The organism is Thermoactinomyces sp. CICC 10522, from assembly GCF_016055075.1.
In the GTDB taxonomy this organism is placed as follows: Bacteria; Bacillota; Bacilli; order Thermoactinomycetales; family Thermoactinomycetaceae; genus Thermoactinomyces_A; species Thermoactinomyces_A daqus.
This window is the reverse complement of the sequence record NZ_JAECVY010000002.1, coordinates 178494-194128: the sequence shown is the minus strand read 5'-3', so window position 1 is coordinate 194128 and position 15635 is coordinate 178494. Positions and strand designations below refer to the sequence as shown.

The 15635-nt window shown below is 48.8% G+C and carries 17 protein-coding genes; 14 read left to right on the top strand and 3 right to left on the bottom strand.

Annotated features, from left to right (window positions below; genetic code table 11):
* Positions 1–35: 35 nt before the first annotated feature.
* Both I8U18_RS04430 and I8U18_RS04425 read right to left on the bottom strand, forming a co-directional pair.
* The gene (locus I8U18_RS04430) at positions 36–407 is read right to left on the bottom strand and encodes a hypothetical protein (protein ID WP_052154363.1); all 372 of its coding nucleotides are present in this window, start codon (positions 405–407) and stop codon (positions 36–38) included.
* A 249-nt stretch (positions 408–656) separates the two neighbouring features.
* The gene (locus tag I8U18_RS04425) at positions 657–1550 is read right to left on the bottom strand and encodes a DMT family transporter (RefSeq protein ID WP_033101842.1); all 894 of its coding nucleotides are present in this window, start codon (positions 1548–1550) and stop codon (positions 657–659) included.
* A 364-nt stretch (positions 1551–1914) separates the two neighbouring features.
* On the opposite strand from I8U18_RS04425, the gene I8U18_RS04420 reads away from it, so the two are divergent.
* The 9 genes from I8U18_RS04420 to I8U18_RS04380 all read left to right on the top strand — a co-directional run bounded on the left by I8U18_RS04420 (position 1915) and on the right by I8U18_RS04380 (position 9548).
* Positions 1915–2406, top strand: coding sequence for a hypothetical protein (locus I8U18_RS04420; RefSeq protein ID WP_033101841.1), 492 nt, complete (start codon positions 1915–1917; stop codon positions 2404–2406).
* A gap of 75 nt (positions 2407–2481) precedes the next feature.
* Complete coding sequence (gene spoIIM, locus I8U18_RS04415) at positions 2482–3123, top strand: stage II sporulation protein M (protein ID WP_033101840.1); 642 nt, start codon at positions 2482–2484, stop codon at positions 3121–3123.
* Between the two features lie 119 nt (positions 3124–3242).
* Positions 3243–3722: a ferric iron uptake transcriptional regulator gene (gene fur, locus I8U18_RS04410; RefSeq protein WP_033101839.1), complete on the top strand. Its 480-nt coding sequence runs from the start codon at positions 3243–3245 to the stop codon at positions 3720–3722.
* Between the two features lie 96 nt (positions 3723–3818).
* Complete coding sequence (ald, locus tag I8U18_RS04405) at positions 3819–4949, top strand: alanine dehydrogenase (RefSeq protein WP_033101838.1); 1131 nt, start codon at positions 3819–3821, stop codon at positions 4947–4949.
* A gap of 74 nt (positions 4950–5023) precedes the next feature.
* The gene (locus I8U18_RS04400) at positions 5024–5266 is read left to right on the top strand and encodes a DUF4227 family protein (RefSeq protein WP_033101837.1); all 243 of its coding nucleotides are present in this window, start codon (positions 5024–5026) and stop codon (positions 5264–5266) included.
* Between the two features lie 149 nt (positions 5267–5415).
* Entirely contained in the window at positions 5416–6597 is a 1182-nt protein-coding gene (deoB, locus tag I8U18_RS04395; protein ID WP_198054957.1) for a phosphopentomutase, read from the top strand.
* Between the two features lie 166 nt (positions 6598–6763).
* Positions 6764–7585 (top strand): purine-nucleoside phosphorylase, encoded by an 822-nt coding sequence (locus I8U18_RS04390; RefSeq protein ID WP_033101835.1) that lies wholly within the window; start codon positions 6764–6766, stop codon positions 7583–7585.
* 81 nt (positions 7586–7666) lie between these two features.
* Entirely contained in the window at positions 7667–8992 is a 1326-nt protein-coding gene (locus I8U18_RS04385; RefSeq protein ID WP_033101834.1) for a pyrimidine-nucleoside phosphorylase, read from the top strand.
* Positions 8993–9212: 220 nt separating this feature from the next.
* Positions 9213–9548, top strand: a complete 336-nt coding sequence (locus tag I8U18_RS04380; protein WP_033101479.1) for a hypothetical protein — start codon at positions 9213–9215, stop codon at positions 9546–9548.
* A 203-nt stretch (positions 9549–9751) separates the two neighbouring features.
* Here I8U18_RS04380 and I8U18_RS04375 read toward each other — a convergent pair whose 3' ends face one another.
* Positions 9752–10303: an NADPH-dependent FMN reductase gene (locus I8U18_RS04375; RefSeq protein ID WP_033101478.1), complete on the bottom strand. Its 552-nt coding sequence runs from the start codon at positions 10301–10303 to the stop codon at positions 9752–9754.
* Positions 10304–10421: 118 nt separating this feature from the next.
* On the opposite strand from I8U18_RS04375, the gene I8U18_RS04370 reads away from it, so the two are divergent.
* From I8U18_RS04370 to spoIIAB, 5 genes are all read left to right on the top strand, one after another.
* Positions 10422–10889, top strand: a complete 468-nt coding sequence (locus I8U18_RS04370) for a MarR family winged helix-turn-helix transcriptional regulator (protein ID WP_033101477.1) — start codon at positions 10422–10424, stop codon at positions 10887–10889.
* Between the two features lie 182 nt (positions 10890–11071).
* Positions 11072–13360: an immune inhibitor A domain-containing protein gene (locus tag I8U18_RS04365; protein WP_198064509.1), complete on the top strand. Its 2289-nt coding sequence runs from the start codon at positions 11072–11074 to the stop codon at positions 13358–13360.
* 148 nt (positions 13361–13508) lie between these two features.
* Complete coding sequence (locus I8U18_RS04360) at positions 13509–14699, top strand: D-alanyl-D-alanine carboxypeptidase family protein (protein WP_033101476.1); 1191 nt, start codon at positions 13509–13511, stop codon at positions 14697–14699.
* 125 nt (positions 14700–14824) lie between these two features.
* Positions 14825–15178 (top strand): anti-sigma F factor antagonist, encoded by a 354-nt coding sequence (gene spoIIAA / locus I8U18_RS04355; RefSeq protein WP_033101475.1) that lies wholly within the window; start codon positions 14825–14827, stop codon positions 15176–15178.
* Complete coding sequence (spoIIAB, locus tag I8U18_RS04350; RefSeq protein ID WP_033101474.1) at positions 15175–15627, top strand: anti-sigma F factor; 453 nt, start codon at positions 15175–15177, stop codon at positions 15625–15627. Before spoIIAA ends, spoIIAB begins: the two co-directional genes overlap by 4 nt.
* Positions 15628–15635 lie beyond the last annotated feature (8 nt).

Here is a 15635-nt window from a genome sequence, read left to right as displayed (position 1 = left end):
AAAAGGGCCTGGCTTTGTGCCAAGGTCCTTTTCTGTTAGTCACGGGCGCCAAACTGTTCCAGGATTTGTTGCGCTTGCGCCGATCGTTCCGGCTCCGTAAAAACGGTGACGCAAACATCTTCCATTGAATCAAAGGGTTGCCCGCCGGACAGGCCGCTGGCATCGGGATGGACAGCTTTTAAAATATCCCGGTCCGAGCGGTCACCGCCCAGCGTGCTCGCCTGCAGCGACATGGTCGGGTCAGTAAAGGGATTTTTCAAATCATCGTCCCGATCATGCAAATTTCCTCCGCCAAGAGGGGAAAAACGGTCGATATAAGCCTCGAAGCCATTTTCTTTCAAAGCCTGTGCAGCTTGTTTGGCCGCTTCCATGGTTCGGAAGTAACCGAAAAGATATTTTTGCTCCAACAGGGAATCCCTCCTTTTTCATCTATATAATTTCGTTTTTTTCAGAGAAATTATTCATCTGGCAAACGAAAAAAAGGCTTCCCCTTAAGCGGTAAAGGATGTGGAATAATGTGGACAATTGTGCTTGCGGAGGGTTGGCATGCGCGGCGGAAAGGGCATATGGGCTGGTGTTGGGAAAAGCTTGGCAATGGACAGAGAATGAAAAGGGATAATCCCTTTTCAAACGGCTTAAGGATTATCCCCTGAAGGCTAGGCGGAAGGAAGCGGTTTTTTCCTTTTTTCTTTGCGGTTTACCAGGAGAATGCTCAAAATGATAAAGAGAAGGCCCAGCGCCAAATGGAACGACAGCGGCTCCTTCAGGAAGATGGCGCCAAACCAGACGGAGAGGAGAGGGACGAAAAAAGTATAGGAAGCAATGCGGCTGGCTTCTCCGGTTCTCACCAGTTTGAAGTAAACAACCCAGGCAGCCGCGATTCCGAGGAAAGCGCCAAATAACAGCCCCGAGACATAAGGCAGGTTCCATACAATTTGCCCTGCATCTTCAACGGCCAGACCGGCAACTGTCATGACGGCGCCGCCGATGACGCATTGGAGGGAGACCAGCCAGAGGGTGTCCACATTTGTTCCTTCTTTTTTCATATATACAGTGCCGATCGCCCAGCTGATAGCAGTGATCAACGCCAGAATGATTCCGGTTGCCGACAAATGACCGGCCATCCCGTCCCAGCTTACGACCCCCACTCCGATCACGCCTAAAATCAAACCGGTTACCTTGAACAGGTTAAGCGATTCGCGAAGCCAATACCATGCGAGAAATCCGACCAGCACCGGTTGCAGATAGACAATGACCGAAAACAGGCCCGAGGGTAAATACTTTAACCCGACGGTTTGGATTCCATAGAAAAGAACCGCGTTGAACAGAGCAGACACCAGGTAGACTTTCCAATGGGTGCGGAATTGAATTTGCCGGTATCGGGACAGAGCCAGGATGGAGAGACCGATCCCGCCCAAAAGGGTCCTCATTCCGGCAAAAAGAATCGGCGGGGTATATTGTAAGGTCATTTTATAAATAGGCCAGCACAGGCCCCATACGATGACAAGAAATGCGATGAAACCAATTGTTCGAAATCGTTCTTTTGCCAATGGGTACACCTCTGTTATATCAAGCTGAAAATCTTATATTAGTATATCAAAAATAACGAGAATCGAAATAAAACAGGATAATGGATCTATTCTTTTAATAATTTTGAGAAGAACCAAGGCATGACGGATTCCTGTGTTTTGTCAACACAAGCTGACTACAGATTCATTGTCTTTTGCTGGCGGGCCGTTTTGTCACAAGACCATGGAATTGCCAGCATGATGAAAATAGATTAACATAAATCGAAATTGATCCGCTTATTTTGATATGATAAGAGTAGCAGAATTCTGCCTATGCAAGAAAAAGGCAGCGAAAATACCATGATCACATCGGAGTTGGAGTTTACTTTTGCAATGGAGTGATTTCATGATCTTCCCTTTTTCCTCTCAGGAATTTGTGCTCGAGTGGCTATTGATCGCGGTGCTGGTTAGTATCGGCCTGATCATCCTCTGCAAGTTTGCCATTTTTATGCTGCGGCGTCGGCGAATCGCTTCTTTTCTTTTGATTTATAAAAGCTGTTGGGTTTTATTTTTTGTTTGCTATTTTTCCTTGATCGGATTTTTTATTTATCAAATTCTCAACTTTTCAGACTTGCGGAATTTGCGTAACCTGATCATCTCCATTATCATTTTGGGATTGGCTATCCTTTTTTGGATTGGTCCCGCCCGCGGCATATTGGGATTAAAAGCGCGCAAATTGACAATTCGGGCCGATGAAACCAAGGCGGAAAAGATCGTTTCCAAAGATGGCTGGGTGATTGACAGCTGGCTGGGAGAGGGAGGAGTCGCGGAAGTTTCCGAAAATGAAGCCAAAAAAGAAAATCAGCCGGCGAAAACCCGTTTCGGCAAGAATCTGTAAATCTAGGAATGCCGGGCTGTATATTTCTCCTTGTGCTGTCATAGAGTAGAGTGACAGGATAAGGAGGATCGCGAAATGAAGAGGAAAAATCAACTCGGGTCTACCATCGGGCTTCATGTTAAACAGCAAAAATCGCTCTATCTGTTTGTCACTGTTTTGTTTATGATGGGAGTCATTTTCGGTTCCCTGATTGTCAATGCCCTTGACCCAACTCAAAAAGAAGGCTTGATTCATTATCTGGGGTATTTTTTTCAGGGCCTGAAACAGGATTCGATTGCCGATTCCTCCATCGCTTTGCAACATTCGGCGGGTGATCATCTGAAAACAATCGGATTGATGTGGATTTTGGGCCTCTCGGTAATCGGGATTCCGCTTTTGTTGATTTTTATCTTCATCAAGGGACTGGTGATCGGCTTTACCGTCGGTTTTTTGGTAAATCAACTGTCCTGGCAGGGATTGTGGTTTGCCTTTGTCTCCGTCGTGCCGCAAAATCTGCTGATTATTCCGGCATTGATCATCGTAACCGTCGCCGGGATCAACTTTTCGAAAGATTTGGTGCGCAATCGCCTGATTCACCATCGCGGCCGGATCTATCCGCAATTTGTTTCCTTTTGCATTCTGGTGACCGGAATGGCAGCGGTTCTGATGATTTCTTCGCTATTTGAAGCATTTCTTTCGCCGCAGATCATGAAAGAATTAATCCCTACACTTAACTAACTAAATACTGAAATGGATTGTTTTTAAAATGATTCTCATCTGATATTTTTTCTTGATTGGTTTGACTTCCCTTGTTGCTCTCCAATATAATGGAGTCAGATAGGCAGGGGGGTGTCTCTGTGGAAAAACGGGTAAATCAAATTAAACAACAATTATCCGCCCATAATTATAAATTAACCCCCCAACGGGAAGCGACTGTCCGCGTCCTTCTGGAAAATGAGGAGGATCATTTAAGCGCGGAGGATGTTTACCTGTTGGTTAAAGAAAAAGCACCGGAAATCGGATTAGCGACGGTTTACAGGACGTTGGAGCTCCTCAGTGAATTGCAAATCATTCATAAACTGAACTTTGGCGATGGCGTAACCCGCTATGAATTTCGGGCGGAAGGGGCGGAACACCATCACCATCACCTCATCTGTCTCAATTGCGGGTCAGTTGATGAAATCATGGAAGACTTGTTGGAACCGATTGAAGTACAGGTTGAAAAAGAATATGATTTTCAGATCATTGATCACCGGTTAACATTTCACGGAATTTGTCATCGTTGTAAAGGGAAGGTTTCCGATCCAAAAAAGCTTGTTGGTTCAAAGGTAACGTGAGATCTTGGAAAAAAAGATCTCACGTTTTTGTTTAAAAAAGGTGAGCTGTTGCATCCTAGAAATAAATAATTCAGCAACAGAAGGAGGGGAAGTTTGATGAGAATTGGTGTGCCCAAAGAAGTGAAGAACAATGAATATCGTGTAGCCATCACCCCGGGGGGCGTTGATGCCCTGGTACAGGCTGGTCATGAGGTGATCATCGAAAAAGGCGCCGGAGAAGGAAGCGGTTTCAAAGATGAGGAATTTGCAGAACACGGGGCCAAGATCGCACCATCTGCTTCGGACACATGGAACAACGCGGAGATGATCTTAAAAGTCAAGGAACCGCAACCCGAAGAGTATGAATACTTCCGTGAGGATCTGATTTTGTTCACCTATCTCCATCTCGCTCCCGAACCGGAACTGACGAGGGCGCTGATGGATAAAAATGTGGCCGCTATCGCCTATGAAACCGTGCAATTGGACAACGGTTCGCTTCCGCTGCTCACCCCGATGAGCGAAGTGGCCGGGCGGATGTCGGTGCAGATCGGTGCCAGATTTCTGGAAAAGCCTCAAGGAGGGCGTGGAGTTCTTCTCGGTGGTGTTCCGGGGGTTGTTCCGGGAAATGTTGTCATTATCGGCGGGGGAACAGTGGGAACAAATGCTGCCAAAATCGCCTTGGGAATGGGAGCCAATGTTACCATCCTCGACATTAATGCCGACCGTTTGCGCCAGCTGGATGATTTGTTTGCCGGCCGATTGCACACACTCATGTCCAATCGCTATAATATTGCCGAAATGGTGAAACAGGCGGATCTGCTGATTGGTGCGGTACTGATTCCCGGACGCCGGGCCCCGCATCTGGTCACCGAGGAGATGGTGAAAGAAATGCAGGAAGGGGCAGTCATCGTCGATGTGGCAATCGACCAGGGCGGTTCGATCGAAACGATTGACCATGTCACCACTCACAGCGATCCGACTTATGTCAAATACGGAGTCGTTCACTACGCTGTTGCGAACATGCCGGGCGCCGTTCCCCGGACATCTACTTTTGCCTTGACCAATGTGACGATTCCGTATGCCGTGCAAATCGCCAGCAAAGGCCTGGAAAAGGCTATTTCCGAAAACCGCCCGTTAGCCCGGGGAGTCAATGTGTACAAAGGGCAGGTTACATACCAGGCCGTTGCAGAGAGTCTGAACTTGCCGTATGTATCGCTGAATGAGATAATGGGGCGCCAAGTGGTTTAAATGCCCCGGAGATTTTCTCATAAAAGATCGTCCTTTTCCATAGGTTATACCAATATGAGGAAAGGACGATCTTTATGGTAATCTCGCTTCGCAAGCTGAAAGATTGGTGTCAATTCATCCTGTTGTTCATCCTGTTCACTTTGTTGTTGTACCAGTTGATTTCTTTTTTGACTCCTCTCTTCAAGCCGGATTTTATGTATAAACAACCGGCGGGCGGGGCAGTCAAAGTGTTTGCTTATGCCGACAGAAGCAGTCCTTCATCCTTTCTGGAGGAAGTGAAAGAGCGATTGCTAGAATTTTATTGGATCGGGGAATGAAACGTTCGGAAAATGTTGCACTTTTTGTCGATCAGTGACAAACTATGAAAGGGAGCTTTGCTCCCAACTCACTGATAAGGCCGAGACGATGTGAGCAAAAAGCGTCGTCGGTTCTTTTTTTTCAGTGCAGGTATGAAGGAGTGAATGGAATGAATCGTTTTTCTCGAATCGCGCTGATCGTTCTTGACAGTGTCGGAATCGGCGCTTTGCCCGATGCAGCTGCCTTTGACGATGAGGGGGCCAATACGCTCGGACATATAGCTGATTACAAAAAAGGTCTTCATCTGCCCAATCTGGCAAAAATGGGGCTTGGCAATATCGCTCCGATCCAAGGGGTGAATCCGGTGGAAAAGCCGGCCGCCTATTATGCCAAAATGGCTGAAATCTCAAAGGGGAAAGATACGACAACAGGCCATTGGGAATTTATGGGCATTTATACGGACAAACCTTTCAAAACTTACCCGAACGGATTTCCCGAAGAGCTGATCAAGACTTTTGAAGAGCGGACAGGCCGTAAAGTACTTGGAAATAAGCCCGCTTCCGGCACTGAAATCATCAAGGAGTTGGGCGAGGAACATATGAAAACCGGCGCGCTTATCGTCTATACGTCGGCTGACAGCGTTTTCCAAATCGCCGCACATGAAGAAGTGGTTCCGCTTGATGAATTGTATCGGATTTGCGAGATTGCACGGGAGCTGACACTGGATGACCGCTACTCGGTGATCCGCGTCATTGCCCGTCCGTTTGTCGGGGAACCGGGCAATTTTACGCGGACGGCAAACCGGCGTGACTATTCGGTAAAACCGCCGGCTCCGACGGTTCTCAACTATCTCAAGGACGCCGGCAAAAATGTGATTGCTATCGGAAAAATTTCCGATATCTATGCAGGGGAAGGTGTAACCGAGGCCATACATACCAAATCGAATATGGATGGCGTCGATCAATTGCTCCGTACGTTGGAAAAAGATTTTGACGGGCTGGCCTTTGTCAATCTTGTCGATTTTGACGCCAAGTACGGACATCGCCGTGATCCGGAAGGGTATGCGGCAGCACTTGAAGAATTTGATGGGCGTCTACCGGAAATATTGGCTGCGTTGCGCGAAGATGATTTGCTGATTATTACAGCTGATCACGGAAATGACCCCACTCATCATGGGACGGACCATACACGGGAATACACACCGCTCCTGGTTTACGGAAAAAAACTGGCTGATGTCGGAAAATCCCTGGGAGTGAGGGAAACCTTCGCCGATGTCGGGGCGACCATTGCCCACAATTTTGCCGTCCAGGCACCGCCGATCGGCCGGAGCTTTTTGAATGAACTGGAATAACGACGGTCACGTCAACTCGCGTAACCTGAGGATGAAAGCCTTCACAAACTCGTAAGCGGAGTGAGGCCCTTCTGACCGGCCATTGGAAATGAGATAAGGGGCGGTCAGGGGGCAATACCACCAAGCTGCAATAAACGGATACAGAGAAAAGAGGAGGAACACGATCATGCGTTACTCTCGTGTACATATCAAAGAGGCCGCCGAATTTATTCAAGGCAAAATCTCGATTCAACCTGCTGTCGGTTTAATTCTTGGTTCGGGTTTGGGAGTGATCGCGGAAGAGATTCAGAACGCTGTTTCCATCGATTATGAAAACATTCCGCACTTTCCGGTTTCCACCGTGGAGGGACATGCCGGCAAGCTGATTATCGGCGTTTTGAATGAAAAGCCCGTTGTTGTGATGGCCGGCCGCTTTCATCTCTATGAAGGGCATGAGCCGGAAAAGGTGTCGTTCCCCATTCGGGTTATGAAAGAATTGGGGGTTGGAACGATCCTGGTTACCAACGCTGCCGGAGGTGTAAACGAATCATATGATCCCGGTGATTTAATGGTGATTAAGGATCATATCAATCTCATGTTTAAAAATCCGCTGGTTGGCCCGAATGATCCGGAACTGGGGCTGCGCTTCCCGGATATGTCAACCGCATATGATCCGGAATTGCGCGATTTGGCGAAGCAAGTGGCAAGAGAACAAGGTTTTTCCCTGCGGGAAGGGGTTTATGCCGCCGTTTTGGGCCCTTCTTATGAAACTCCGGCCGAGATTCGCATGATCCGGACGCTTGGTGGAGATGCGGTAGGCATGTCAACCGTGCCGGAAGTGATTGTTGCACGGCATGCCGGGATTCGCGTGCTGGGAATTTCCTGCATTTCCAACATGGCCGCCGGAATTCTGCCCCAGCCTCTCAGCCACGAGGAGGTCATGGAAACGGCCGAACGGGTCAAGGAAAAATTTATTGGCCTGGTCAAAGGGATTCTCGATCGATTGTAATAAGGAAGGGAATGCTTTCCCGCCGAAGTTGTCAGCAACGCGTCAGGCGTGATTAACGAAGGATGGACGAGGGATCAAAAGATGAGTACCGTGGAAATCATTCGCAAAAAAAGAGATGGAAAAACGTTGGAAACCAATGAAATTCGGGAGTTGATCCAAGGTTATACCTCCGGAAGGATTCCCGACTACCAGATGTCGGCCTGGGCGATGGCCGTGTTTTACCAAGGCATGACTGAAAAAGAAACCGCCGATCTGACGATGGCGATGGTGGAATCCGGCGACCAGGTCGATCTTTCCGCAATCCAAGGCATCAAGGTGGATAAACACAGCACGGGCGGTGTCGGTGATACGACGACATTGGTATTGGCACCGCTGGTGGCTGCTGCCGGGGTTCCGGTGGCCAAACTTTCCGGCCGGGGCCTGGGACATACAGGCGGTACCATTGACAAACTGGAATCGATTCGCGGTTTTTCAACCGAATTGGCCACGTCAGAGTTCGTCGAGCTCGTCAATCGCAACAAAGTGGCGGTGATGGGACAGACAGCCAATTTGACACCGGCTGACAAGAAGCTGTATGCTTTGCGCGATGTCACTGCAACAGTCGATTCAATTCCGCTGATCGCCAGCTCTATTATGAGCAAAAAGATCGCAGCCGGTGCCGATGCGATCGTGCTGGATGTAAAAACAGGGGAAGGCGCTTTCATGAAAGATGAAGCAGATGCTGTCCGCCTGGCCCAGGCGATGGTGGCGATCGGCAAACATGTAGGACGCAAGACGATCGCGGTTGTCAGTGACATGAGCCAGCCGCTTGGGTACGCCGTCGGAAATGCCGTCGAGGTAAAAGAAGCGATTGATACGTTGAAAGGGAACGGACCGGCCGACTTGACCGAGCTTTGCTTGGTGCTGGGAACGCAGATGCTGGTTCTCTCGGGTGAATACCCTGATAGCAAAGCCGCCCGGCAAACGCTGGAAGAACTGATCCGCAGCGGAAAAGCCCTGGCCAAACTGAAAGAATTTATCGTCGGCCAACACGGGGATCCGGTACAAATTGATCAACCGGAGACGTTGCCGCAGCCCGGGAAAATCATTCCGCTCGAAGCGGAGCAGGATGGGATTGTCCAGACAATTCATGCTGAAGAAGTAGGGCTTTGTGCCATGAAATTGGGGGCAGGACGGGCCACAAAAGAAGATCAAATCGACCATGCAGTGGGCATCCTGTTGCATAAAAAAGTCGGAGACAGCGTGCAAAAGGGAGAACCGCTGGCTTCCCTTTATGTAAACAGAACCGAAGCGCTGGAGGAGGTGAAGCAGCGGATGCGCCAGGCGATCCCGATCGGTACCACTCCGGTTTCGGCTCCGAAATTAATTCGTTCGATTGTAACGGAAGATGGCGTCATCCCGCTGTAAATAAAGATAAATCCGGCCCTCTGAAGAGGGCTGGATTTTTTTATGAGAAAAAATGCAATTATTTTTAGCAATCACTATGCTTTTTTCCCGTTAAAAAAGGCAAAAGAGGGAAGAAGGAAGATTTGCCGAAATATACATAAAGGGAACAAATTTGCCTGCCTGACTCGAAGTCGTTTTTTGAAAATTCAGCCCGTGCAGCAGAGGCAAAGGAGGGATCTCCATGGATTACTGGGTAGAGTTGGGTCTGGAGGAAAAAGTATTGAAGATCCTGGAGGCAGCAAGACAATCGGGGGGAGAAGCTGCGCTGGACGGCCATGAACTGGCGATTGAACTGTTGAAAAGGGAACCATCCCTGCTTCAGGGAACCTCCCTGCGTTTGCGCGGATCGTCGACGGAATCATTCGGCCTTTATCTTGCCAAGCAATTATCCACTCGCATTCTGCATCATCAACTGCCGCTCCTGATGCGAAAAGTGAACAAAAGCATGAAGGTATATACGGCGCCGGACGGGTCGGCTTTTACTGCGAATATGACTGAAAAATTTTATCTCCCATAAAAATGAAAGCGCTTTAATTTTAATGGTTTCGGCCACAAGGGGGGGAGATCGCTCCTTGTGGCTTTTTCTTAACGTTTGCCGGAAGCAGGGCACCAGGCCAGGTCATTGGAAACGAAGGAAGAAGAGGGACCTTGATCCTCATCCGATTCTTTTCATCCCCGAATTTGGACGAAAAGAGGTTTCAGTATATGATGTAAGCCTTTTCAATCAGTTGCAGTCGATTGCTTTTTTTGCAACAAGGCAGTATAGTGGATCAATTCTTCTGTGACTGATGCCAAGCGTTCCTTGACGGCTTCATGAACAGCACCCGTGTCGTCAAGATCGGTTTTATCCACGACGCATTGGCCTGGCAGCACCAGTCCCCCGACGCCGCGAATCACCAGGCGCAGATTATTGAGGGCGTTAATCCCCCCTTTGCCCCCGCCGCTGATCGCCGTGAGCGAGACCGGCTTTTGATCAAAATGGCTTCGGTTCAAAAAATCAAGCGCGTTTTTTAAGGCGCCGCTGATCCCGTTGTGATATTCGGGTGTGCAAAAGAAAAAGCCGTCCGCCTGCTCCGCGATTTTTTGCAGATGCTTTACTTCCGGATGGGCAAAGGTCTCTTCTTCTCCGTTGAATATGGGCAATACGTGAGCGCTCAAATCATACAACAGCACATCGATGCCTCTGGATTTAAAAAAATGGAAGGCGGTCTCGGCCACTTTCTGCGAATTGGAGTTTTTGCGGGGACTGCCGCTGAATATTAATATTTTCATGCGATTCGCCCCTTCATTGACTATTATTTCAAATTTGATATAATAAATTTTGTGATAATTATATAATTTGCGGCTATGTTTTGTCAAATTACAACAACTCGTTTTAAAGGATGTGGTCTTGATCAAGAACGGAGAAATTGAACAATCTATGCATTTATTGCGTGTTTTGGCGCGTTCCTATTCAAGTGTTTCCACCCATTCCTTCGGTTCTTGCAAAAAGTTTGGCTTTAACCCGACGGAATTCGCCGTATTGGAACTTTTATACCATAAAGGGCCGCAGAAGCTGAATGAAATCGGGAGCCGCCTGCTTCTGGTCAGCGGGGGAGTCACCTATGTCGTTGATAAAATGGTGGCAGCTGGATTGGTGATTCGGGAACCTTGCCAGACCGACCGCCGCGTCATCTATGCAAAACTGACGGAGAAAGGGAGAAGGACCATAGAGGAAATCGCCCCAAAGCATGCGGAAAATCTGCACGAAGCCGTCAGCGGACTTACTCCGGCAGAAAAGGAAAAGCTGATTGACCTGTTGAAAAAGATGGGAAAAGAGGCAGAGCGGAAATGGAAGGAGAAAAGCAGCAGGATATAAACGGATCAGTTTGTTTACAGGAGCCTGTCGGGGATTGAGTCCCTGCCGGCTTCCCAAAATCCTTCCATGAATACATACAGTATGGGGCTTATTAACAGGTCTAAAAAATATATATTGAAAAAATACTAAATTCATTTATAATTGTATTGTCTTTTCTATTTGTTTAGAGAAGGGGGAGCGGTATGAAGTTCAATAAGTCAGTCATCGCCCTGCTCTGTTCATCCCTGATCCTCGGGACGATGACGACAGCGCCGATGGTGGGTTTTGCCCAGTCGTCCGAACCTTCGTCCGGGCTGAAACGGAGCAATGCTGACACGGATTGGGCCGTTGTCAATGAAGAAGCATTGATCAAGTCGCTCAAGGATCGCGGGAAATTAAGCAAAGACGCTTCGCCGGAGGAAATTGAAAAAGCGGTTCAAAACTATGTTTCTCGTGGAAAGACCCCGTTCAGCAAAACAGACGGAATCGATACGTCATCTTCTTTTGGTAAGCGGGCGTTCAAAAACAGAAGAGCTTTCCAGAAGAAAATGGACAAGAAAGTTGCCGGATTCAAAGAGGAGTCGACGAAAAAGACAGGTAAGAATCATTTTTCCGATAATGCCGTGGTCGCTCTGATCGAGTTTCCGGATCTCAAACATAATCAGATTCCGCCGAACGATGACGGCACATCCCTCTGGACCAAGGATTTCAGCCCTGAGCATTATCAAAAACTGCTCTTCAGCAAAGACGGCTATACCACGGACGATGGCAAGAAACTGATTTCTTTCACCCAGTATTACCAGCAACAGTCGGCAGGCTACTGGTCGATTTCCGGGAAGATCACCCCGTGGATTGAAGCGCAGCACAATGCCGCATACTACGGGGAACACATAAAAGTCGGGGATTACGAAGATAACGACGCCCGTCCGCGGGATCTGGTCAAGGAAACACTGACGGAAGTGGGCAAGCTGATTGCCGGCCATGAGTCAGAGTACGATCAACGTGATCCCTACGACCTCGACGGTGACGGAAATGTAATGGAACCAGATGGTTTGCTGGACAACCTCATGATCGTCCACTCCGGCATGGGTGAAGAAGCGGGCGGCGGTCAGTTGGGCCCCGATGCGATCTGGTCCCACCGTTCGGTGATCGGACAGGCACCTGTACCAATCCCCGGAACAAAACTAAAAGCGTATGATTACATCATTCAACCCGAAGACGGGGCAGCAGGTGTTTTTGCCCACGAATACGGCCATAACCTGGGTTTGCCCGATGAATACGACACGGGTTACACCGGTTCGGGCTCTCCTGTGGAAGCCTGGTCCATCATGTCTTACGGCAGTTGGGCGGGCAAGGTTCCCGGAACGGAGCCGACGGGGTTCAGCCCTTACGACAAACTGTTCTTCCATGAAACCTACGGTGGCAATTGGCCGGTTCCAACCGTGATTGACTTTAAGAATTTCCACGGTCACCGGACATTCCCCCTGAAAGAAGCCGTGGCGAATACCAAGCGCGGAAAAATGCTGAAAATCGACCTGCCTGATCGTCTGGTCGATCCGCCAACCCAGCCGCTGGGCAAAAAATCGTATTTCTCCACCAAAGGAAATTCGCTTGATACCAGTATGACTTCTCCGGTGATTGACCTGACCAATGCCAAATCACCCAAACTTTCCTTTGATTCCTGGAGAGATATTGAGGCAAATTATGATTACCTGTATCTGAAGGTGAAAGCAGATGGTGCGGACCAGCCAGTCACAGTCAAGGAATACACCGATTCAACCGATGGAAAATGGGTGAATGACCAAATTGATCTGACCCCTTTTGCCGGCAAAAAGATTCAATTGACGTTTGAGTATGTGACGGACATCGGTCTGGCCAAAGAAGGATTCTATGTGGATAATATCGACGTGTCGGACAACGGCCAAACGCTGTTCCACGATGATGCCGAAGGCACGCCGCAATTTACCTTGGACGGGTTTAAAGTGTTTGACGGTTCCAAAATCCCATTCCCGAACTATTATCTTGTGGAATGGCGGAACCACAACGGTGTGGATCAGGGATTGGCCCATATCCGCCGCAACAACAGCTTCCTGGTTTATAATCCCGGAATGCTCGTCTGGTATTACGACGGGCGTTGGGGAGATGACAACATGACCGGACTCCATCCGGGCGAAGGCTTCCTCGGACTTGTCGACGCCCATCAGTTCGGATTTTATTGGAACGACGGAACGGTCGGCTCGACTCGCTACCAGCTGGCGGATGCCGCATTTGGCTGGAAGTCGACGGTGCCAATTGATATTACGTATCCGGATTCATACATGAAATACGATTCCCTGCCGGGTGTGCCCGTATTTTTTGACGGGAATGATTACAGCAGCCCGTACAACCCCGACGGAGGAAAAATTTTGCCTTACAACGGAGTAAAACTTGTTGTGAAAAAGGCAAACCGAAATGACTCAGAAGCATGGGTCGAACTGTCGAAAGTCAAATAATCTCAATCAGAAAAAGGCCTTCCCTGCCGAGTGGGGAAGGCTTTTTTCCGTCCCCGGGTTATCCAAAAAGACTTGGGATATTTTTTGGGAATAATTTTCCAAACGCCTGCTCACACTAAGAACACTGCTGCATAGGAGGGAATGTGGAATGCTGAAAAAGTTCAGCAGGTTCATCTTGTCCATCAGTGTAACATTGCCATTGATGTTTGCGCATACGACCGCCTTTGCCGAAGGGGCGGAAACGGATCTGGCGCCAAACAGCTTATCTGCGGTGTTGATCGATGCATCCACGGGTAAGGTGCTGTTTGAGAAGAATAGCCACAAACCGTTGCCCCCTGCCAGCATCACGAAATTGATGACGATGTTGTTGGTGATGGAAGCGGTGGATGAAGGAAAGATATCCCTGAAGGACCAGGTTCGGGTGAGCGAATACGCCGCCTCCATGGGCGGAACGCAAATCTTCCTGGAACCGGGCGAACAGATGAGTGTGCATGATCTGTTAAAAGGAGTGGCGATCGCTTCGGCAAATGATGCTTCAGTCGCTTTGGCTGAATATATCGGCGGGACGGAAGAAAATTTTGTCGCGATGATGAATAAAAGAGCGAGTGAATTGGGGTTGAAAAATACCCATTTTCAAAACTCGAACGGCCTGCCGGCAGACAATCATTATTCCTCCGCTTATGACATCGCGATCATCTCGCGCGAATTGTTGAAACATCCGCGCATTACCCAGTATACCGGGGTTTATCAGGATTACCTCAGACAAAACAGCAAAAAACCGTTCTGGCTGGTAAACACCAATAAATTGGTTCGTTTTTATCCCGGACTCGACGGGCTGAAAACAGGATTTACCTCCGAGGCGAGATTTTGCCTGTCGGCAACCGCCCAGCGGAAACATCTTCGCGTCATCGCCGTAGTGATGGGCGAACCGGATGCAAAAACGCGCAACAAGGAAGTCTCGGATATGCTGGACTATGCTTTCAACCGCTATACAAGTCACTTGTTGTATAAAAAAGGAGCTGTCATTGCCGAAAAAGCGATCGAAAAAGGAGACCCGGGAGTGGTTCGCATCCGCGCCAACCAGCCGTTCAGCCTGTTGATGGAAAAGGGAGAAAAGATCAGCGACTATCAGCAAAAATGGGAATGGAGAAAATTAAAGGCTCCCATTTCCAAAGGAGACGTTCTGGGAAAAGTCCAATTTCTCAAGGACGGGAAGGTAGAGGCGGAATTGGAACTGGTCAGTGCGGTCGATGTACAAAAGGCGAATCTTTGGTCCTCGCTGAAACAAGTATTGAAAGACGTATTCTATCTGCCGGGCAATATCAGGGAACAAGATTAACAACGCGGATCGGGGAGTTCCGTTTGATGTCGGAGATCCTCGATTTTTTTGTTATTTTCTGCCGGGGAGGAAGAGCAAAGAAGGGTGTAGAAATAGGGGATTAAAACAGAGAGAGGAGTACGGTTATGAGCCTGAATATTCAAGTAAAGCATTTTAAAAGTGTGTTGATTGTCCGGCTTCAGGGAGAATTGGACCATCATTCGGCGGAAAAAGTGCGAAATACCATCGAGCGCGAATTGGCACAGGAGTCGATTTCCCATCTGGTGCTCAATTTGGCCGATCTCGATTTTATGGACAGCTCCGGTCTCGGGGTGATTCTCGGCCGTTATAAAAAAGTATCGCAACTGGGAGGGAAAATGTTGCTCTGCTCGATTCAACCGTCCGTGCACCGCCTGATGGAAATGTCGGGATTATTCAAGATTGTACCTACATACGAAGATGAACATAGCGCGATTCTCGCTTGTGGGGTGGCGTCATGAAAGAGTCGGGAAAAAACGTGATGGAGCTCAAGTTTTCCAGTCGATCGGAAAATGAAGCATTTGCCCGCGTGGCCGTGGCATCCTTTGTTTCGCAATTGGACCCGACGGTGGAGGAATTGACCGATATCAAGACGGTGGTATCCGAAGCGGTCACAAATGCCGTGATTCACGGGTATGAAGAGCGGGATGGAATCATCTGCATCCGCACGGAAATCGATGGGGAGCGCGTCAGCATTACCATTTCCGATCAAGGTGTGGGGATTTCCGATGTCAATTTGGCCAGGCAGCCCCTTTATACTTCCAAGCCTGAGCTGGAGCGGTCAGGGATGGGTTTCACCATCATGGAAAATTTTATGGATGAAGTGATCATCCATTCCAAGCCGGGACACGGCACGACGGTTCATATGGTTAAATATCTGAAAAGCCGGCAAAAGTCGTTGGCGAATTGAGGGATGTC